This is a genomic window from Ruminiclostridium cellobioparum subsp. termitidis CT1112, assembly GCF_000350485.1.
GTDB lineage: Bacteria > Bacillota > Clostridia > Acetivibrionales > DSM-1351 > Ruminiclostridium > Ruminiclostridium termitidis.
The window spans coordinates 1-19,243 of record NZ_AORV01000001.1; the positions used below are offsets into that span (position 1 = coordinate 1).

18 protein-coding genes are annotated in these 19,243 nt (G+C 39.2%); 2 read left to right on the plus strand and 16 right to left on the minus strand.

Going from position 1 to position 19,243, the window contains the following annotated elements; all coding sequences use genetic code 11:
- Positions 1 to 1,045: cellulose binding domain-containing protein (locus CTER_RS00005; protein WP_004622721.1), on the minus strand; the 1,045-nt coding region annotated here is incomplete at its 3' end.
- A gap of 862 nt (positions 1,046 to 1,907) precedes the next feature.
- Between CTER_RS00005 and CTER_RS00010 the strand changes: the two genes are divergently transcribed.
- A complete protein-coding gene (locus tag CTER_RS00010; RefSeq protein WP_004622720.1) occupies positions 1,908 to 2,852 on the plus strand; it encodes a metallophosphoesterase family protein in 945 nt (314 codons plus the stop codon).
- Between the two features lie 11 nt (positions 2,853 to 2,863).
- On the opposite strand, the gene CTER_RS00015 is transcribed toward CTER_RS00010, so the two are convergent.
- The gene (locus CTER_RS00015) at positions 2,864 to 3,043 is read right to left on the minus strand and encodes an aspartyl-phosphate phosphatase Spo0E family protein (protein WP_004622726.1); all 180 of its coding nucleotides are present in this window, start codon (positions 3,041 to 3,043) and stop codon (positions 2,864 to 2,866) included.
- Positions 3,044 to 3,360: 317 nt separating this feature from the next.
- Between CTER_RS00015 and CTER_RS00020 the strand changes: the two genes are divergently transcribed.
- Positions 3,361 to 4,368 (plus strand): tyrosine recombinase XerC, encoded by a 1,008-nt coding sequence (locus tag CTER_RS00020; RefSeq protein ID WP_004622732.1) that lies wholly within the window; start codon positions 3,361 to 3,363, stop codon positions 4,366 to 4,368.
- A 76-nt stretch (positions 4,369 to 4,444) separates the two neighbouring features.
- Here the strand turns inward: CTER_RS00020 and proC are convergent, their stop codons facing one another.
- The 14 genes from proC to nuoB form a co-directional block, all read right to left on the minus strand.
- Complete coding sequence (gene proC / locus CTER_RS00025) at positions 4,445 to 5,266, minus strand: pyrroline-5-carboxylate reductase (RefSeq protein WP_004622734.1); 822 nt, start codon at positions 5,264 to 5,266, stop codon at positions 4,445 to 4,447.
- 37 nt (positions 5,267 to 5,303) lie between these two features.
- Positions 5,304 to 6,542 carry a serine hydroxymethyltransferase gene (locus tag CTER_RS00030; protein ID WP_004622725.1) on the minus strand — a complete coding sequence of 413 codons (1,239 nt, stop codon included), beginning with the start codon at positions 6,540 to 6,542 and terminating at the stop codon, positions 5,304 to 5,306.
- A gap of 292 nt (positions 6,543 to 6,834) precedes the next feature.
- Positions 6,835 to 7,824, minus strand: coding sequence for an AIR synthase family protein (locus CTER_RS00035; protein WP_004622718.1), 990 nt, complete (start codon positions 7,822 to 7,824; stop codon positions 6,835 to 6,837).
- An 18-nt stretch (positions 7,825 to 7,842) separates the two neighbouring features.
- Positions 7,843 to 8,526: a DUF2225 domain-containing protein gene (locus CTER_RS00040; protein ID WP_004622731.1), complete on the minus strand. Its 684-nt coding sequence runs from the start codon at positions 8,524 to 8,526 to the stop codon at positions 7,843 to 7,845.
- A 60-nt stretch (positions 8,527 to 8,586) separates the two neighbouring features.
- Positions 8,587 to 10,017, minus strand: a complete 1,431-nt coding sequence (locus CTER_RS00045) for a VanW family protein (protein WP_004622727.1) — start codon at positions 10,015 to 10,017, stop codon at positions 8,587 to 8,589.
- 235 nt (positions 10,018 to 10,252) lie between these two features.
- Complete coding sequence (gene tyrS / locus CTER_RS00050; RefSeq protein WP_004622733.1) at positions 10,253 to 11,521, minus strand: tyrosine--tRNA ligase; 1,269 nt, start codon at positions 11,519 to 11,521, stop codon at positions 10,253 to 10,255.
- 573 nt (positions 11,522 to 12,094) lie between these two features.
- Entirely contained in the window at positions 12,095 to 12,772 is a 678-nt protein-coding gene (locus CTER_RS00055; protein WP_004622717.1) for an HD domain-containing protein, read from the minus strand.
- 49 nt (positions 12,773 to 12,821) lie between these two features.
- Positions 12,822 to 13,286, minus strand: a complete 465-nt coding sequence (greA, locus tag CTER_RS00060) for a transcription elongation factor GreA (RefSeq protein WP_004622728.1) — start codon at positions 13,284 to 13,286, stop codon at positions 12,822 to 12,824.
- 25 nt (positions 13,287 to 13,311) lie between these two features.
- Entirely contained in the window at positions 13,312 to 14,502 is a 1,191-nt protein-coding gene (locus tag CTER_RS00065; protein WP_004622724.1) for a C40 family peptidase, read from the minus strand.
- Positions 14,503 to 14,598: 96 nt separating this feature from the next.
- Positions 14,599 to 15,378, minus strand: a complete 780-nt coding sequence (locus CTER_RS00070; protein WP_004622729.1) for an MBL fold metallo-hydrolase — start codon at positions 15,376 to 15,378, stop codon at positions 14,599 to 14,601.
- 350 nt (positions 15,379 to 15,728) lie between these two features.
- Positions 15,729 to 16,904: a tRNA uracil 4-sulfurtransferase ThiI gene (gene thiI, locus CTER_RS00075; protein WP_004622730.1), complete on the minus strand. Its 1,176-nt coding sequence runs from the start codon at positions 16,902 to 16,904 to the stop codon at positions 15,729 to 15,731.
- A 46-nt stretch (positions 16,905 to 16,950) separates the two neighbouring features.
- Positions 16,951 to 18,114, minus strand: coding sequence for a cysteine desulfurase family protein (locus CTER_RS00080; RefSeq protein ID WP_004622723.1), 1,164 nt, complete (start codon positions 18,112 to 18,114; stop codon positions 16,951 to 16,953).
- Positions 18,115 to 18,121: 7 nt separating this feature from the next.
- On the minus strand, positions 18,122 to 18,364 hold the full coding sequence (locus CTER_RS00085; RefSeq protein ID WP_004622719.1) for a hypothetical protein: 243 nt from the start codon (positions 18,362 to 18,364) through the stop codon (positions 18,122 to 18,124).
- Between the two features lie 181 nt (positions 18,365 to 18,545).
- Positions 18,546 to 19,243 (minus strand): NADH-quinone oxidoreductase subunit NuoB (nuoB, locus tag CTER_RS00090; protein ID WP_004622722.1); only part of this gene is annotated, 698 nt, incomplete at its 5' end.

The following is a 19,243-nucleotide window of genomic DNA, read 5'->3' on the forward strand; positions in this document are numbered from 1 at the left end:
TTCCGTTGTTGATGGCACTTGAGAAATTGGTAGCTGCGTTGGTAACGATAGGACCTGCTTCAACGGATACAGCCTCCAGAAGGGTTGTATCATAGCCCAGGTAGAAGTTACAGGTTCCTACATTATTAACTTTAGTTACATCTTTAAATGTAACTGGTATGGTAACAGTATCTCCGGACTTGCCCGATGCTGTACCCACTACTACTCCAAGACCTTCCTGCCTTGGTTGGATTGTAAGGGTCAATACAGGATTGACAGCCGCACCAAAATCAAAGGTAAGTGCCTTTGTGCCTGCAGAAAGAGTGTTGAGATAATTCTTTGAAATCACCACGGTATTACCTGACAGAGTGTAGTCAGTACCCTGTGTCAGACCGGTTACTCCCCTGAAGGTACTCCCGTTGGGAGTAAGGGATACAGTTATATCAGATGCATTTCCCTGAACAAAAGTTGAAGTTGTCGGAGAAATGGAAGGTGTATTGACCTGGATTGGTTCTATTCCGAATACAAGGGTGCCGCCCTTATATGCAGTCACCTGATTCCAGTCCACATATGAACCTGATAACTTGTAGGAGTAGTCATTTGATTGGTTATAATTAGTCCAGTCAGCTCTTGCTACTCTGGTCTGGACCTCAATATATGATCCGCTTGCCAGAGTTCCGGCATCACTGGCAAATCCAACCTCAAAATAATAATCTGCCGTGCTGGTGGTTTGACTCATTTTAACAAACGTTCCTGTTACTTTACTTGTAACATCAACATAGTTGTATCCATTCATCATTCCGGCATGGTCACACCAGAAATTCTGCTGTTTTTCCTCATCTATGGTATAGTAATATCTCAGTTTCAGGTCAGCAAGATTTAATGGCGCGCCAGTATTATTCGTTACTTTATATTTTGCATATATCGAATTTGATGACGACGATGCATTTCCATTATTGAACTGGACCGAAATACCTGAGTCTGCTGCAAAAGCAGTGAGTTGGGAACCTAGTAATGTTATCATCATTACCAGTACCAATAATAAAGATAAAGACTTTCTACGCATTTGTAAACCTCCATTTTTTTTATTTACATGAAAGCCAACGTGCCGTTATTAATAACCCGCTAATATCAGAGAAATTTATTGATTTACTGATTGTTAACGGAATAAATATTCCACCTCCTTAATACTTATTGGCTAATTGGTTTTTCAGTGTATCTTTGAAAAATCTAGCAACCTTCCTATTGTATAATCAAAGATTCTGCCGGTTTAACATGGTACAAGAGGACAATACTTACATTTTAGGCGCAATAAAAAAGCAGTTTACTTTTCTCGCAGTGCAAAAAGATGTAATAATTCAGTCTGGATAAACTAGTAAACGCGCGCTTTTGTAAGTCATAAACCAAGCTTTAAATTTTTTTCCTTTGTATGAACCCTGGGAATTGGCGAAAGTTATTAAGCCATACAAGTTGTCAAATGAAAGTCATTAGGTAAATACATAGCTGTAAGGTAGAAAGTCATTAAGTCAGTTCGTAGCTGTCAAATAGAAAGTTGTTAAGTCAATTCATAGCTGTCACATATGAAGTTCTCAAGTCTAAACATAGCTGTCAAATAAAATGTTATTAAGTCGGTAAATAAACAAAGTTTAATGGCTTAAATAAATTGTATTTATGTTTTATTTATTTAATATGTCAAAAATAAACAAAATAACTTAATAACATATTACCATTAATGTTATAATTTAACAATATTTTTTTTAAATTTTTTATAAAATATTATTTTATTTGTTCCAATATAAGTTGCATGTCAGAAAAATGTACTATAAATTGCTTAATCATAAGGTATTATTGAAATAAAGTTACAAATAATATTGAATAAGATTTTCCTGAATAGTGTTTATTTAATGACTTTAATTTTGGGAGGAAAAATGTTTACAGACAAAAAACTTATGGAAGCATATAAAAATGCAAAAGTTCAGTATTTTGATGAAAACTCCAGATTCATTTTCTTCAGTGATTGTCATAGAGGTGACGACAGCGTATCCGATGAATTCAGCAGAAACCAAAATATACTTTTAAGGGCACTGGAGTATTATTATGAAAATGATTATGTCTATATTGAAGTCGGAGACGGGGATGAACTTTGGGAATATCCCAAATTCAAACATATCAGATTAGCTCACAGTGACGTGTTTTCAATACTAAAAAAATTACATGACAATAAAAAATTAATCATGTTGTACGGAAATCATAATATTTATTTAAAAAATAAAGAGTACGTCCGTAAAAATTTTTATAAGTTTTATGATGATTATACCCAGGATATACATGATCTTTTTGTCGGACTGACCCCTATAGAGGCTCTGGTACTCAAGCAAAAAGGTACCGGACAGGAAATACTGATCGTTCATGGGCATCAGGGTGATCTGATGAATGATCAGCTCTGGGTTATTAATATGTTTCTGCTGAGATATTTCTGGAGGTTTATGCACGTTGTGGGCTTCCAAAATCCTTCGAGTCCAGCCAGAAATCATTTCAAAAGACATAAAATAGAGAGAACCTATAAAAAATGGATCCTAAGGCACAAAACCATGCTGATCTGCGGCCATACACACAGACAGAAATTCCCGAAGGAACATGAACTGCCTTACTTTAATACCGGTTGCTGCATTCATTCAAAAGGTATTACCGGAATTGAAATTATTGAGGGGAAAATAATGATGGTGGACTGGAGAGTAAAGGCCGACCCTGACGGAGTACTGCAGATCGAAAGACATATAATGAGGGGTCCCGAGCCTATTGAGAAATTTGATGATAAATTTTTTATTGAATATAATTTCTCCTGTAAAAATTTATACGAAGACGATTGTTAATGGTATTTGGCTTAATGCCCTACCCTGCCTCTGAGCTGGACATGCTTATACCACTGATTTATCAGCATGTCCAGGTGTTCGCTGAGTGACAGGATGTCCTCGTCGCTAAGCTCATCGCCTTCTGCAATCCTCTCGTTTATCTCCTGACGTAACCTGTTAATTTTTTTCTTAATTATAAGTAAGTCCTTCATCGATGATCCTTTCCAAATTCATTTTATAAAACCTTTCCAATATATCATCCTTCTGTAAAGATTGCTGCAAGCAAACTATTTATTTTATAAGGAGATTGATGGTATAATTAAATAATATATTCAATCCGGTTTCATAATTCATTTTTTAATATTTGACCTATAAATAATAACAATATAAAAGTAATTAGGCAATAGTTTGTTAACAAAATTAGTAAAATATGGGCAAATATATAAACAATATGGGTCAAATTTGGAAGAAAATACTATATATTTATTACAATTTTTATAATATATTATGATATTTTGAGGTTTTTTAGATGAAAAGTTTAACAGATTATGAAATGCCTGATATTTTGAGAGATTTTCTTAATTACCTTCAGACTATTAAAGGTAAATCTATTAATACTGTTCAGGTTTATTTTTATGATTTGAGGGTCTTTTTCCGGTTCCTTAAATTGCATAGAAACCTGGCAGATAAAAAAATGGAATTCGATGAGATCGGTATCCTGGATGTTGATGCTGCACTGCTGAGGACAGTTACTTTAAGCGATTTGTATTCCTATATGTCCTTTGTAAGCAATAACCGCGACAACACCTCTCATGCCCGGGCAAGAAAGGTTGCAAGCCTGAAAACCTTTTTCAACTACCTTAATACCAAGGCAAAGCTTCTTGACAACAATCCTACCGGCGAGCTGGAGTCCCCGAAAATAATAAAAAGATTGCCCAGATATTTAAATGTTGAAGAGAGTAAAAAACTGCTGACCTCGGTTTCCACCGTTGAAGGTCCGAATTCGGTACGTGACTATGCCATTCTGACCATATTCCTCAATTGTGGGATACGACTATCCGAACTTGTCGGAATAAATCTCAGCAATATAAAAAATAATACTTTGACTGTTATAGGCAAAGGTGACAAGGAACGCAGTATTCCACTTAATAACGCATGTGTTCAGGCTATTGCCGAATATATGAAAGTCCGGCCTGTCAATGGCATCAAGGATAAAAATGCATTGTTTATCAGCGGCCATAAGCAACGTATAAGCAAGGAGTCGGTTCAGAAAATCGTAAAGAAATACATAAAGGAAGCCGGACTTGATCCTCAAAGGTATTCTACCCACAAGCTCAGGCATACTGCCGCAACTCTTATGTATAAGTATGGCAATGTTGATATCAGAGCCCTCCAGGAGCTCCTGGGCCATCAAAGTATTGCAACTACAGAAATTTATACTCACCTTGATCAACAGCAGCTCAGGGATGCGGTCAGTAAGAATCCGCTTGCGGATTTCGGCTCCTCTGAGTCTGCAGTAACTAAAGAGGATGAATAAAGAATATATGGCGTTATGAAATTGAAGAACCTCAAATCCGGATAAAAAGATAACCAGATTTGAGGTTTTTCATATATTACTTCTTGTTATATACCTCACCGATAAACCTTGCTTTTTTTGTACACTCATTCATGGCATCCATAACCGTGTACCTGAAACCATTCTTTTCAAGTGCGCTTACCGCCTCAATAGTTGTTCCTCCAGGGGAACAAACCTGATCCTTTAGTATTCCGGGATGCAGCCCTGTTTCCAGAACCATTTTTGCAGAGCCAAGTACTGCCTGAGCAGCAAGCCTGTAAGCCATGTCCCTGGGTATGCCCGAAAGTACGGCACCGTCGGCCAAGGCTTCAATAAACATGAATACGTATGCGGGGCTGCTGCCGGTAAGCGCTGTGACTTCGTTCATGAGTTTTTCATTAAGAGATTCACATTTACCCGCACAGTCAAACATCTGCTTTACTATGCCAAACTCCAGCTCAGTCACGTTGGGATTATGACAGATCAGTGTCATGCCCTCCCCTACCATTGCAGGAGTGTTGGGCATGGAACGTACTATCTTTTTATCGGTTCCGATAATATCCTCGTAGAAACTGACAGGAATACCCACCGCAAAGGAAACTATAACTTTTTTGCTGTCAATGACAGGCTTCAGCTCCTCCAGGACATTTTTCAGGATGTTGGGCTTCACAGCCAGGACTATTATATCCGACCACTGTACCAGTTCCTTTGCGGTTCCGAAGTAGTTTATTCCGGTTCCATTTTTAAGCTGTTCCATTTTGTTCTTGTCAACGTCAAACATGGATATTTTATCTGCAGGTAAAAAGTTTGTTTTTACAAGACTTTTTATCAGTGCCGAGCCCATGTTTCCCGTTCCAACAAATCCTAATTTTATATCCATAGGTCATTCTCCGTTTTTTTATTATGCATATAAGGTATTATGCGTATAGGGGATATTTGCCGCAAAGAACCTGAACCCTGCTGCGGATTCTGTTCTGTGAGTTTTCAAAATCAGTAATCGTAAGGAATATGAGATCTGCAATCTCTCTCATATCTTCTTCCTTCATTCCTCTTGAGGTAACTGCCGGAGTTCCCAGCCTGATACCGCTTGTTATGAACGGACTTTGTGTATCAAAAGGAATTCCGTTTTTGTTGCAGGTAATAAATACTTCATCCAGCTTATGCTGCGCTTCCTTACCTGTAATATTCATGTTTGTCAGGTTAACCAGCATCAGGTGATTGTCGGTACCGTCTGAGACCAGCTTGAAGCCCTTGTTCATAAGAGCCTCCGATAAAGCCTTTGCATTTTTAACTATATTTTTCTGATAGGTTTTGAAATCATCGGAAAGTGCTTCCTTAAAGCTGACAGCTTTTGCAGCTATGACATGCATTAACGGACCGCCCTGATTTCCAGGGAATACCGCACTGTCTATCTTCTTTGCATATTCCTGCTTGCAGAGGATCATACCTCCTCTTGGTCCTCTCAAGGTCTTGTGTGTGGTTGTAGTCACGATGTCGGCATAGGGAACCGGACTCGGATGAACACCCGCTGCAACCAGACCGGCAATGTGGGCCATGTCTACCATTAAAATTGCGCCAACTTCATCTGCTATTTCCCTGAAAGCCTTGAAATCCAGAGTTCGAGAATATGCACTGGCACCTGCTACGATAATTTTAGGTGTATTTGCTTTTGCAATGTTTCTCAATTCCTCATAGTCGATATAGCAGTTGTCTTCCCTTACACCATAGGGTACAACCTTGTAGTACTTACCTGATATATTGACAGGGCTTCCGTGGCTTAAATGACCGCCATGAGCCAGATTCATTCCCAGAATGGTATCGCCGGGATTCAGAAAAGCAAAATAAACAGCTGAATTTGCCTGTGCTCCTGAATGGGGCTGAACATTTGCATGTTCTGCACCAAAAATTTCTTTTGCCCTGTCTATGGCCAATTGCTCAACTATATCAACATGCTCGCAGCCGCCGTAATATCTTTTTCCGGGATAGCCCTCGGCATATTTGTTTGTCAAAGGAGTTCCGAGTGCTTCCATAACCGCATTGCTTACAAAGTTTTCGGATGCAATCAACTCGATCTTGTTTCTCTGTCTGTTAACTTCCAGTTCTATAGCCTCAGCCACCTGAGGGTCCATTTCTTTTATTGTATCAATATTGTACAAAATTTACCTCCACTCCTGTCAAAGATATGTTGACATATTAGTTTATTCTCAGAAAGTCTTTCAGGAGAATATATTTGTATTCCCAGGAAAGACTCCTATTAAAATTATAATAAAATTGAATAAGGAATGTCAATTGAATATGCATGAAATATGCAAAAGTTTTTATAAAACTACATATTTATACAAGGGTAATTCATTACGCAAATTTATTTTATCAATTCTATAGTGCAAAGCCGATATTTTCGTTATATAAATACAGAATACCCAATTCAATTTGAGTATTCTGTGAAAATCATATTACTTTATATAATTCATCGGCCCCCGGAGGTTCAATCACCTTAAGTGAGCCTTCCTTTTTACTGATTAATATTTTTTCATTTTTGTCGGCTGTAATTGAACCAATTATTGTGGCCTTGATATTATTATTTTCAAGTGTGCGGCAGAGCTCTTCTCCCTGCTTGCAGGTAATCAGCATGCAGCCGGAGGATATGAGCTTGAGCACATCCAGGTCCAGCGACTCGCAAATCAGGGCTGTCACTTCATCAACCGGAATTTTGTCCTTGTCAATAATTATACCGGTGCCGGATGCTTCCGCAACCTCCCAGGCTGCACCAAGTACGCCGCCCTCGGTTATATCATGCATTGCAGTTGCTCCGAACTCTCCGGCAATTACACCTTCATTAACAACGCTTATGGAAGCCATAAAGCCTTTTGCCCGCTCAAGCTGTTCTCCTGACAATTTATCAGATATCCTGTGTTCCAGGTCATTTGCAATTATTGCAGTGCCCTCCAGGCCTGCGCTTTTTGTAATAATAACACTGTCACCCGGTTTTGCACCTCTTGAGGAAACCACCCTGTTCTTAGGCGCTTTTCCGATACAGGTTGAAGATATGACTATTTTATTAACTGCGGAGGTCACTTCGGTATGACCGCCGATAATTTCAACATTCAGCCCGGCAGCAGTCTCCGATATCTGATCCATGACCTTTTCAAGTTCCGCTTCGCTGGTGCCCACAGGACACAGGATTGTCACCATGAGACCTAAGGGTGGCACCCCGCAGGAAGCTATATCATTGCAGGATATATGCACAGAAAGCTGCCCGATATCATTTGCCGCACCGGTTATGGGGTCGGTGGAAAGAATACAGGCGTAGTCTCCGAAGTCAATTGCAGTACAATCTTCACCTATTCCCGGTCTGAGGATAATATCCTTTCGGATTTTATTTAATTTACTAAGAACAATTTTATCTAAAACTTCATTCGGTACTTTACCGGCTTCCATTATAACAACATATCTCCTTTAGGCATTTGCCTCAGCCAGCTGGTCCTTTGCCAGCTGATACTGGTCACGTGCCATATCTATTAGTTTTGGATTGCTTCGGGCTTGCGGTGATGCTACTATACGGCTGAACCATTGTATGGATTCATCCAGCTTGCCCACTCTTCTGAAAAGCTCGGCAATTATGTACATACAGGTAAATTCATCCAGCTTGTCCAGAGGGAACCGTTCCTTGGAATAAGCATCATTGTAGGAATTTAATGCAAAATTCAAAAACTCGGTTTCTTTTTTTGTATCCTCTTTATCTCTGTAAAGCCATGCAATTCTGAGGCAAACCTTGGCAAGCTCACTGGATTTTGCATTTCTAACTTTCAAGTTCAAAAGTGCAAGCTTAAATGCCTCAATAGCCTTGTCTACGTCTCTTTCACCTGTAAAGCTTCTTTTTACCCAGTTCTTTGATATTTTATCCTTTATTGCAGCAATATCTCTGGTAAACAATCCCTCGAATTTGTCTTGAAGGGCGGCATACCCGCAATTTTCACAAACCCATACATCATAAAAAAGTACATTTAAGTCTTCATAATGCACACACATATCAGTATCTCTTGCTTTAACCTTGCACCCCTTGGTTTTGACCTTGGTTACTTGTATTTCTCTGTTGCAAACAGGACACATAACTTTTTTGTTATAAAGTAAATCATTCATTACGACATACCCCTAATCATATGTATATTTTATAATTTAAACTTTGAAATCAGCATCATCCTAATTATTCTTCAGGGATTCATATGTTTTTTTACTTACAGCAAGCTGTCCCCGCACCGGTTTATATATATCCTGACTGATAACTTCACTGTTAATTAATGCTCTCTGCTCGTTGTAGGTATCTCTGTATAAAACTACTTTAAAACCTTTTCTTTCTTTTACTCTTATTTGTACTTCGTCATTTGACAGACTATTATTAATAACATATTCCGGCTCGGGTGGATTGTATTCCTCTACAATAACCGGGCGCAATACAGCATTAAGTGACTCTCCTGGCTTTTTTCTGCCAATAATTTTTACTGTAATAGTACTGTCTCTTACTTCAGTTGCAATACAAATAGTATAATCCCTGTTATTCCTAAATTTCAAGTCTATGTATCCTTCAGAAATTGTTGCATCCTGGCCTGGAGGAACATAGCCCAGAGGAATTGAATGATGTACCCGTTTCGTAACCTCCATATATGATAACAAAATTGCATTATACAAGGTTGTAGCCACCTGACAGACACCTCCGCCGGTTCCTGCCACAAACCGGTTTCTCATTATTATGGGTGCCTGCATGTAGCCATTCGAAGGAGTTCTGGGACCAAGAGCATAATCCATTGAGAATTCTTCTCCCGGAAGCACTAAATAATTATTTATTTTTTTGCCTGCCAGCTCTATATTGTGAGCTCTGCTGTAATTATAGGAGCTGAATCTGGTAGTGAAAACACCCAGAACATCTTTTATCTCCTTTACATCCGCAAGGGTAATTAATGGTTTAATTATCTCTATAGACAGACAGATATCACTAAAATCCCTGTTTAACAGCCTGCCCTCTATCAACTTTGTATTTGTATCAATATCAAGTTTTTTGCCGTTTACATCGCTCGTATATATTATTTTACCACAATTATAATCGTATGTGGAGTTTGAAGCTGAAAAATCAATCTGTCTTTTTATTTTTGTCAGATATTTATTGAGTTTCGCCCTGTCATATTTTGCCCCCACCACAAGGTTAACAGGTGTCTTTTTTAACTGCTTGATAGTTTTTATCCTGTTGAACCAACTGCCTGACCGTCCCAGTTTGTATGCGTTATTTATTGCGGCTTCAAAATCAAAATTAAAATCAATACTGCTCAAGGGTATAGTCCAGGTATTATCTTCATAGAGCAAATCTATTGAGGTCTGCTTATAGTTCCTTTGAAATTCCATTTCAAGTTGCCTGAGAGCTTCTGCTTTGGATAAACCGGCAAGTTTTATTCCATCCATATAAACACCGTCGTAAAAATAGTCATATGAAAGTTTCCTGCATGAATTTAATAAAGATATTAAGTTTACAGTCACTGCAACAACTATAATGAAGGCAATGCAGAACAATACTGTCCTTCGCCTGCTTTTAATCAGCATACTTATATGGTCTAATTTTTTACTGTCAATCGGTATCTTCATGTTTATCCCAACTGTATTTTTCTATATACCTGTACTATAATATTATTAAGGTTCTGATAATATTTCTATTGATTAAGTAGGTTTTAAATATTGTGAAAATTTTACAAGCCGCTGCGATGATTGTTTTGACAATATCCTCGGCAGCGGCTTGTAATAATACCCGTCTGAATCCATATGAAATTACCTCTCGCAATTAATTTTAAAGCTTCAATTAAAATTTTCAGTAACTGTTATCCTAAAATTTTAACTTTATAAACTTGAGCTTTCCTGCCTGAATAATGTCTCCTTCTCTCAGAGTTATTCCGGAAAAGTCAGTTTGCTTTGCTCCGTTGACCCTGACTCCTCCCTGAGTTACCAATCTTCTTGCTTCACTGTTGCTGGAGACAAGTTTTGCTGAAACCAATAATTTTATTATATCTATACCTGTTTCATCCGCTAAAACATCGGTTTCAGCTATTGTGAATTCGGGAATATTCTCAGGCATTTCGCGTTTCTGAAATACTTTTGTGAAATTCTCTGCAGCCCTTTGGGCAGTGTCAGCCCCGTGGTAAAGCTTTGTAATTTCAGCAGCCAGGCTCAGCTTTACATCCCTGGGATTAACTTTTTCATTGTCTATTTGATCCTGCAAAATCTTCAGCTCATCGGGGTGAATATCGGTTGCCAGTTCAAAGTATCTGATTATCAGGTTATCGGGTATGGACATCAACTTTCCGAACATCTGCTCCGGAGCCTCGTTTATCCCCACGTAGTTTCCAAGACTTTTACTCATTTTCTCCACTCCGTCAATCCCTTCAAGTATGGGCATGAATAAAGCTGCCTGGCTTTCCTGCCCGTAATCCTTCTGCAGGCCTCTGCCCATCAGTATGTTGAATCTTTGCTCAGTGCCTCCTATTTCAACATCTGCACCCAGCTCTACAGAATCGTAACCCTGCATCAACGGATAAAAAAATTCATGAATACCGATGCTTTCATGTTCCTTAAACCTGTTCTTGAAGTCCTCTCTCTCCAGCATCCTTGCAACAGTACACCTGGCAGCAAGCTGAATAACCGCTGTAAAGTCGAGCTTTGACAGCCATTCACTGTTAAATCTTACTTGGGTCTTGTCCTTGTCCAGAATTTTAAAAATCTGGTTCTGGTAAGTCAAAGCATTTTCTATCACTTCATCCCTGGTCAATTGTTTACGGGTTTTGGATCTTCCCGTGGGATCACCGATCATTCCGGTAAAATCACCGATGATTATGACCGCTTTGTGTCCCATATCCTGAAACTGCTTAATTTTTCTCAGCACCACAGCGTGCCCCAAATGTATATCAGGTGCGGATGGATCGAGACCAAGCTTGATGATCAGCGGCCTGCCTGTTTCACTCGATTTCTGAAGCTTTTTGCTCAAGTCTTCAAGCCCTATTATTTCTTCAACTCCTTTCAGAATTATTTTCAGTTGCTCGGCAATGTTCCCAGTTTCAATTTGACCTTTTGCCGCGGGTATTTCTTTTCTTGACTTCATATGCTGCCTCCATAAATAAATTGTAATGTATTAAATCAGTGGATTACCACTGTTTAACCCGTTAATTCCTGTAATTATGTCATATTTGCGCAATTGCGCAAATAAAAAAGCCCCCTCCTCCGATATAAAATCAGAGGACGAGAGCTGTTACTCCGTGTTACCACCTCAATTTATTAGTGCCTCACGGCACAAACCTTTTCAAGTACAATGCCTGTGCCAGCAGCACAATTCAATAAACAGCGGAATAATGCGGCCAAATAAAAACAAGGTATATACTCTAGCACTATAACGGGTGCAAGCTTCCGGCATCAGCCTACTCGGATCAAATCCTTTTGGTGTGCAGTTCATAAGATGTATTCGGAATATGCTTCCACGCCCCTCTCACCTTCCGGGAACTCTCTGTCAGGTCACTTTATTCCTACTCCTTCTCAATCATTACTTTTAAAGAATATTGTAAAGAAATTAATTAGCATAACGCGTTAATTTAATGTATTATAATCAATCTTATATAATTAGTCAATGATTTAATTTTTCCAATGAAAAAATCCTGAAACTAAAAAGTTTCCTGAATACTTATTCCAATATGCTTTTTAAATCCGGGATTCCATTAATGTAACAAGCCTTAACCTCTCTGAGCATATTCTCATAAAAAGAAACGGCCGAAAGCTGTCTTTCCCGGGCTATTTGAGCGGCTCTGTCTGTATAAAACTTATCATATATGTTTTCCAATTTGTATTTATATTCACGAAAAAAAGAAGGAACTTTATCATGTTGCCCATCCAGAACGTTACCATTCCCATCAACAGAATATAATGGTTCTGATATCAGCGCATTGTAAAACAATGTTCTTGCAATGCCAAGGGTACCTGTTGCATCAAGTTTGTCGGAATCAAATAATATTTTAGCTTCTATACTTTCGGGAGGATTATCGCTTCTGTACCTGTGGGATAAAATGCATTCTTTAATATGAGAGGCCTTTTGTTCCGGAAAGCCGCAATACAACAAATATCTATACGCTTTTTCACTGCCGACCCGAGCATGGCATAAAGCAGGATTGAGATACTGCTCCTTTCTTCCGATATCATGAAGTAAACAGGCGGCAATCAGGACTTCCATATCCACATTGCTTTCATGCTTTGCAATATCCAAAGCCATATACAGTACTCTATAAATATGTTCCCTGTCATGAGCGCTGTCATCCATAGTCTCCAGCATATGATTTTCAATTTTTTTATATACTTCTCTATTCATTTTTCTTTTCCAGCTATCCCTTCCAAAGGTCATTCTCAAAATTACCGTTCTACAATATTTCCAATATTTCAACCGGGTATTTTCCGCTGGGAGCATCGACTTCTACAACTGCTCCGGCTTTTTTACCCGTCAGAGCCTTTCCAAGATCGGATTCTATACTTATACGCATTTTGGCAGGATCTATATCCATAGTGGTTACCAGGGTTATAACAGTTTCATCATCATCGTCAACGAATCTTATCCTTGCTCTGCTGTTGATACCCAGCACCGATTTGTCCTGACTGCTGCCGTCGACGACAATTGCAGTGGAAATAATATTTAACAACTCCTGGATTCTATTGTCATTTGCAGTATATCTCTCACAGGCTTCCTTATATTCGGCATTTTCAGACCTGTCTCCGTGTTCTGCGGCTATTAATTTTTCCCTGGCAATTTCAGCCCTCTTAACGGTCATTCTGTATTCTAATTCTTCCTGTAATTTTTTTATGTTTTCTTCTGTTAAAGTATGACTCATGAGTAGTAACCTCCTGATAATAACATTAAATCTTTCCATCCGGAAAATCAGTTTTAAAAATTCTTCTGGCGGTCATATATGAAGCCTGCCAGTATGTGCTGTTAAGTTCGGATATAGTTACCTTTGCGGATAAAGAGCCCGAAGTTGCACTGACAAACTTCCCATTGCCTATATATATCCCAACGTGGTTTATATAATTGTTGCCTCCGTCGGTATCTGAAAATACGAGATCCCCCGGCAATAATTCATCCTGGGCGACCTCAATACCCTGCTGTGCCTGATCGGCAGCCACCCGTTCAAGATTTATGCCGAACTGGGAAAAAACATATTTGGTAAATCCGGAACAATCAAAACCTTCTTCCGGTGAATTGCCTCCATATACATATTTTACCCCAATCAGACTTTGAGCATAATCTATCAGTTCAGAAACTGTAAAATTTCCCATATATAACATTTCGGAACCTGTCAATACTGAAGACTCACCGGGTATAACAGTTTCATTTGTCAAATTGCTTCCGGACAGTTCAGGAGATTTGCTTTCCGGAGTATTTACAGATCCGCTTTCAATTTGACCTGTCTGTTTTTCTTCGGTATTATCCATCCCGTTCTTTTCTGCCGGATTATTATCCGGTTTATTTATTTGTCCGTTTGTGGATTTATTTTCAGTGTCACTTTTTATCTTATCTCCAGTTTTACTTTTCGCCTGATCTGAAGATTCCTTTACTGCCTGATCCAGTGATATGTATGAGCTGCTTACCCAGCCGACAGTACCGCCAGAGGTTTTCACCTTATACCAACTGCCGGATGGCTCAGTAACAGTCAGGACATCGCCTTTGTTCATCTGGGAAATGACACCATAACCCGTTCCGGGGCCTTTTCTCAGATTTACATTATTACCGGTAATTTTGCCGTATTGGACAGTAACAGTCTGTTCTTCGATTTTTTTGACATAACTTCCTGAAACCCAGCCGGTTAAGCCCTCTGAAGTTACCTTGAACCAACCGTTGGAATTCTCCAGAACATTAAGCTGATTGCCTTTCTTTAATTGGCTCAGAACTTTTGAAGAGGTATCAGGTGTTTCACGAAGATTTAAAATACTGGCTGTAACTGTTACCTTGCCGGCATTTTCTGCATACGAAAAGCCCGATGATAGAATTATGGATAAAGTTGTAACCATAAAACCAGTCACTAACCTTTTTATGTATTTTGACAGCATTATGAATTTAACCTCCCGTTTGTCTTTCGTATATAAGAATCATAATAACACAAAAATGCCCATTTTTATACAATATTTTATACAATATATGATAAACTAGGCCATTTGTTCTTTATAATATTTAAGCATTAATTTGTGCCATATGGGACTGAATTCAACCGGAAGCGTATCTTTTATAAGCTCATACTCAACTTTTCCCTGATAGTCCAGAATCCTCTGCATATAAATAATTCTTGCTTCAATTTCCTTTAGCATATCCTTCTGACCGTTGACGCCCGAATCAAAGTGAGATCCGATGAAACTTTTGCCCGAATGTTTTTTTAGCTGACTGAGTGTTTCAAAATGGTCTTTAATACTTGCGCAGGGTAACGGCAATGAAGAAATATTGTTTGTGTCAAATATGATGTTATCTGCCACATGAATATACTTTTCATCCAGGATGGTATGAATACTGCAGTGGGAATGTCCTTTTGCTTCTTCAAACCTGATTTTATGACCGCCGAAGGTAAAAGTTAAATTTTCACTTAGTACGGTCGGGTATATTTCGGTGTCGTTCAGAAAATCCTCCCTGTAATCTTTTTCAAGAGTCTTTTTGAATTGCTCCGAACCGATAATTACAGGCTTTTGGCAGCTTTGTCTGAATGTTTTCAGGCCTGTGAAATGGTCGTCATGATAATGGGTGATAATAAATTTCTCTGCTTCAATATTCCTTTCGTCAAAATAACTTTTCAGTTCTTCGGCCTCGCTCTTATAGCCTGTGTCTATAAGCAGTGCTTTAGAGCCCTCCAAAATAAAGTAAATAACCTGTTTAATATAATGACCGTTGCAATCAAAGACTGCTTCGTATAAATTACTGTACAAATGTGTGATATTCATATTTTAATCCTCCCCTACCCGACCTTATGAGGTCATTACATCATATCAATATTAACCTGTCAGTATTGAATAATAAGTTTTATTCAATTTATCCCCGTTGATCAGGATCTGTGTTTCCTTAAAACCATAATAATACATAATGTTGCCTTTTTACAATATAATTCTAAAACCGACAGCATAATGTAATAATTATCAATGTGCAAAAATTAAACAAAATTTCACATTAAAAAAGCAGGTGTTATGCTGCCTGAAATATCCGACCTGCATTTACCTGCTTTTGTTAAATTAACTCATTTACTCATATTATTCTCTTTACTCTAATTACTATTATTTAATATCCTGCTCTCTAATCAAGGTTTCAGCACTATTACCTCTGTCGCTTCAACCGCTCTCTCTATAAGCGGTTCAAAATCAACAGCTGCTTCCGACTTCATTATTTTTTCAAGCTTTGGTTTGGTTTGCGGATGCTTGGCCACAAAAACGGTACAACAATCCTCATATGGTAAAATCGAGGTTTCAAACGTATCTATTTTTCTTGCAATATCTATAACCTCCACCTTGTCCATTCCTATCAAAGGCCTGAACACCGGCATATTAACTGCCGAATCGGTACAATACAGGCTTTGCATGGTCTGGCTTGCCACCTGTCCCATGCTCTCTCCCGTTATTAATGCCATTGAATTGGTTTTACGTGCAATTATTTCGGCAATTCGCATCATAATTCGTCTCATTATGATTGTAAGCTGATCTTCAGGACAATTGTCATTTATTGCAAGCTGTATCTCTGTAAACGGAACCACATGAAGTTTAAACTTGCCGCAATACTGAGACAATATCTGAGCCAGATCAACCACTTTTTGCTTGGCTCTTTCACTGGTGTAAGGATAACTGTAAAAATGGACGGCTTCAATTTCCACGCCTCTTTTTCCCATCATCCAGCCTGCAACCGGACTGTCAATACCGCCTGACAGCAGAAGCGTTGCTTTCCCGTTCGAACCCATGGGCATCCCGCCGTGAGCTTTAATTATATCTGAATAAACATAGGAGCTTTCTCTAACTTCCAAATGAACTGTGAAATCAGGGTTCTTCACATCCACTGTCAGCCCCGGAATATTCTCAAGTATATATCCGCCCAAATCAGCACTTATTTCAGGAGACTGCATGGGGAATTTCTTATTTCCTCTTTTGGTTTCCAGTTTGAAGGTTTTATATCCGTATTGAACAACCAGGTCGGACGCCACCTTTAGCGCCGTCGCCTTAATTTGGTCATAGTCCGTATCTATTTTCCAGACAGGACTCACCGATACCACACCAAATATTCTGGTAATTTTCTGAAGAACAAAATCAAAGTCATAATTTTCTTCCTGTGGTTCAATATATATTCTGCCCTGGGATTTAAAAATCCTGGCATTGCCTGATTTTAAAATAGCACTTCTGATGTTTCCAATCAGCTTGTCTTCAAAAACCGGTCTATTTAAACCTTTAAGTATTATCTCACCATATCTCACTAGAATAATTCTTTTCATTTAACCCTCCCGAGCCATTGACGGCGCCTGTTTATTCACTTTGTTATTAAACTTTCCCTCTGTGTTTTATACTTATTACTGGTATGATTTCCTTTAAGGAATTGATGGTTGTATCCAATTCCTCCGGTGTATTTTGCGCCGATAAGCTAAAACGAATCGCACCGTCGATATATTTTGCTGAAACTCCCATAGCTTTGAGCACATGACTTTGGCTGCTCTTGTGCGAGGAACAGGCCGAACCCGTCGAAACAAAGATTCCTTTCTGTTCCAGGTGATGCAGCAGTACTTCCGATTTCAAATTCGGGAATGAAACATTTATAATATAAGGCAAAGCTTCATCAGAGGAATTTATGACGGCATCCTCAAAATTTTCTTTTATCTTCCCGATAAAAAATTCCTTTAGACCGCTTACTTTAGTGAGGTTGTCCTCCATGGCAGATGCAGTTGTTTCAGCTGCCAGACCAAACCCGCAAATTCCGGGTACATTTTCTGTTCCGGATCTGAGAGCAGTTTCCTGGCCGCCCCCAAGTAAAATGGGCTTTATCCTTACCCCTTTTTTGACATACAGAGCTCCAATTCCCTTAGGCCCGTGAATTTTATGAGAACTCATTGATAAAAGTTCAATATTCATACCGGCAGGATATATGGGGAGTTTACCAAAAGCCTGGACTGCATCTATGTGAATAACCGCAGAAGGACATAATTCTTTTCTTATTTTAACAATTTCCGAAACGGGCTGTATTGCGCCAACTTCATTATTGGCAAGCATAAAGCTCATGAGCGCGGTCTCCCTGTCAACCGTATTGCGGAGGGCCTCAAGTTTTATTGTTCCCCGGGTATCGACAGGAATGTAATCTACGCGAAAACCTTCCGAAGCCAGATGCTTGAAAACCTCAAGCACTGACGGATGCTCTATCTCACTTGTTATAATATGTTTTCCGGCTCTGGGATTTGCGCGCAGATAGCCCAGCACTGCCAGATTATTTGATTCGGTACCGCCCGAAGTAAAATATATTTCTTTGGGATCTGCTCTTAATACATTTGCTGTCTGCAGCCTGGCCTTCTTTATGAGGTTTTCGGCCTCAATACCTTTTGTGTGAAGAGATGACGGATTTCCGTAATAACTTCTGCTGACTTCTACAATATATTGAACTACTTCATCATAAGGCCTGGTGGTTGCACTGTTGTCAAGGTAAATCTCATGACTCATCAATTATTTAACCTTTCTGCTTTCCTTCAATTTCAGCTTGTCTTTCCAAAAGCTTCTTTTCCATACGCTTCAACTGTTCTTTGGTAACATTCTGTTTGAAAAAATCTTCTACGGTAATGCTTCTATAATCTTCGGGCTCCTCTATGCAACGGCCGCAATCATCACAGTGTTTTGACGGATCCAGATCACACAGGTCGCATTCTCCGCAGTCTATACATTCTCTGTCATAAAGTTCACATCGCTCAGCCATATCCTTCTCCTATCGGTATTCCGTCAACATTCTGCTGTGAGGCAATCGTACAGCACAATCAGAATTATATAATTCTTGCAAAGTTATTTTACACACAGTTGACGTATGTAGTCAACCTATATACAATAAACACATTTTATACGAGTAAAAAATAGTATTCAATAAATATTATTCTTTTCTGCTACATTCTGCCTATTGCCTTCAGTATACCATAAATTATTGCCTGGGGCCTAGGGGGACAGCCAGGTATGTATACATCCACCGGCAAAACCCTGTCCACACCGTTTTTCCCGGCATAGCTGTTTTTGAAAATACCGCCGCTGCAGGCACAGGCACCTACTGCTACAACAAGCTTTGGTGAAGGTGCCGCATTATACGTCTTTATAAGCGCTTCCTCCATATTTCTTGAGACGCAGCCTGTAACCAGAAGCATATCAGCATGTCTGGGGGAGGCCACAAAATGAATGCCGAAGCGCTCAATATCATTGTAAGGACTGCCCAGTGCATTGATTTCGTAATCGCAGCCATTACAGGAGCCCGCATCCACTTCCCTGATATGAAGACTTTTCCCGAACCTGGAATATACTTTTTCCTTTAACTGTTTTCCCAGCAGTTCATATTCAAGGCCCATGACCTCGTCCTCCTGAATGTACAAAGGCGACGAGCGGAGTGCTTCCCGGCTCTTCTGGGCCAGTTCAAACCTGTTTGTAAGACATATTGCACCTTCCGGACAATTCTCCTCACAAAAACGGCAGAAAATACATTCATCCAGATTAACAGCCGGTAACCTGGTCTTTTCCCTGTCGTTATCTGCAAAAACAATTGCACCTGTTGGACAGATACTTGTACAGGCCATGCATTTTTTGCATTTATTATAGT

What these genes read in the sequence shown, in the direction of transcription:
- CTER_RS00010 (WP_004622720.1), top strand. Translation starts at nt 1,908, where the DNA reads ATGTTTACAGACAAAAAACTTATGGAAGCATATAAAAATGCAAAAGTT.
- CTER_RS00015 (WP_004622726.1), bottom strand. Translation starts at nt 3,043, where the DNA reads ATGAAGGACTTACTTATAATTAAGAAAAAAATTAACAGGTTACGTCAG.
- CTER_RS00020 (WP_004622732.1), top strand. Translation starts at nt 3,361, where the DNA reads ATGAAAAGTTTAACAGATTATGAAATGCCTGATATTTTGAGAGATTTT.
- proC (WP_004622734.1), bottom strand. Translation starts at nt 5,266, where the DNA reads ATGGATATAAAATTAGGATTTGTTGGAACGGGAAACATGGGCTCGGCA.
- CTER_RS00035 (WP_004622718.1), bottom strand. Translation starts at nt 7,824, where the DNA reads ATGGAAGCCGGTAAAGTACCGAATGAAGTTTTAGATAAAATTGTTCTT.
- CTER_RS00040 (WP_004622731.1), bottom strand. Translation starts at nt 8,526, where the DNA reads ATGAATGATTTACTTTATAACAAAAAAGTTATGTGTCCTGTTTGCAAC.
- CTER_RS00045 (WP_004622727.1), bottom strand. Translation starts at nt 10,017, where the DNA reads ATGAAGATACCGATTGACAGTAAAAAATTAGACCATATAAGTATGCTG.
- tyrS (WP_004622733.1), bottom strand. Translation starts at nt 11,521, where the DNA reads ATGAAGTCAAGAAAAGAAATACCCGCGGCAAAAGGTCAAATTGAAACT.
- CTER_RS00055 (WP_004622717.1), bottom strand. Translation starts at nt 12,772, where the DNA reads ATGAATAGAGAAGTATATAAAAAAATTGAAAATCATATGCTGGAGACT.
- greA (WP_004622728.1), bottom strand. Translation starts at nt 13,286, where the DNA reads ATGAGTCATACTTTAACAGAAGAAAACATAAAAAAATTACAGGAAGAA.
- CTER_RS00065 (WP_004622724.1), bottom strand. Translation starts at nt 14,502, where the DNA reads ATGCTGTCAAAATACATAAAAAGGTTAGTGACTGGTTTTATGGTTACA.
- CTER_RS00070 (WP_004622729.1), bottom strand. Translation starts at nt 15,378, where the DNA reads ATGAATATCACACATTTGTACAGTAATTTATACGAAGCAGTCTTTGAT.
- thiI (WP_004622730.1), bottom strand. Translation starts at nt 16,904, where the DNA reads ATGAAAAGAATTATTCTAGTGAGATATGGTGAGATAATACTTAAAGGT.
- CTER_RS00080 (WP_004622723.1), bottom strand. Translation starts at nt 18,114, where the DNA reads ATGAGTCATGAGATTTACCTTGACAACAGTGCAACCACCAGGCCTTAT.
- CTER_RS00085 (WP_004622719.1), bottom strand. Translation starts at nt 18,364, where the DNA reads ATGGCTGAGCGATGTGAACTTTATGACAGAGAATGTATAGACTGCGGA.